At 68.6% G+C, this 1,017-nt stretch carries 1 protein-coding gene; it reads left to right on the forward strand.

Going from position 1 to position 1,017, the window contains the following annotated elements; translation table 11 throughout:
- The coding region (locus Amac_RS53430) for a hypothetical protein (RefSeq protein ID WP_218041822.1) at positions 1-360 on the forward strand (360 nt) is incomplete at its 5' end.
- Positions 361-1,017 lie beyond the last annotated feature (657 nt).

Raw genomic sequence — 1,017 nt, forward strand, 5'->3', positions numbered from 1 at the left:
ATCAGAACGGCCAGAGCGGCCGGAGCGGCCGCAGTGCTCAGGGTGCTCGGGGTGATCCGAGTGCTTGGGGCGGTCGGGGTGATCCTCGTACGCCGCGTCACGATCAGCGCCCTGAGCGGTCTCCCACCCACGACCGGCACCCCGCTCACTCTCCCCGGCACCCCAACCAGCCCCCCAAGCACTCCAACCAGCCTCCCGGAGAGCGTGACCATCCTCCCCGACATCGCGACCGGCCTGCCGGACAGCGTGACCGGCCGTTTCGGTACGCTGACCGGTTTCCCCGGCACGCTGATCTGTCTCCCGGACGGAGTCGCTGCCGGAGTCGGCTGGGGTGACTGGAGTTCGGGAGGGGCCGAGTAGCAGGACCGCGCCACGGGAATCGGCAGGGATACAGCCGGGTTCCTGTGCCCCGGCAGGTCGCCGGGGTGGAGGTGTTCGCGTGTGGAGGACCGGCGCACCGCCGGGGCTGACATTGAGGGACCCTCCGGCGGCGGGGTGGTGGGCGGGGTCGTGACCGTCGAGGCCGACTGGAGCGCAGGAGTTCACCGGCGCAAGGGAGGGGGCACGGTGGTCCGGCAACAGGACTGCACCCGAGGTCATCATCGCGGACACCTCCTGTCGTGGATCGACCGGCCGACCTACCACCAGGATATCGCTCACACGTTCGATAGGCAACTCTGTGTAGTTGCTTATGTGTGAATTGTCGCAGCGGGAAGGGTAAGAGCGCGGCAGGTTGATGTCACCGATCTTCCGTTGGGCTTCCGCTGATGTTCCGCAACGTGGCGAATCCCATCGCGAACCCCATCGCGAGTTGCGCGTTCGCGCGCCCGGCGAAGGGGGGCCTATCGCACGAGTCTTCTGTTTCGCCTCGGCTCCGCCCGCCGCCAACGCCGTGGCAGCCGCACGAAACCCATGGCACGGGGGTTCCCCACCCACCCCCCGTCTTGTTTCCCTCGGGCTCTGCCCGGCCCCGCCAGCGCCGTGGTTGCCTGGAGGGAACGGCAGTCGCATTGCCGT

This window comes from Acrocarpospora macrocephala, from assembly GCF_009687865.1.
Taxonomy (GTDB): Bacteria; Actinomycetota; Actinomycetes; order Streptosporangiales; family Streptosporangiaceae; genus Acrocarpospora; species Acrocarpospora macrocephala.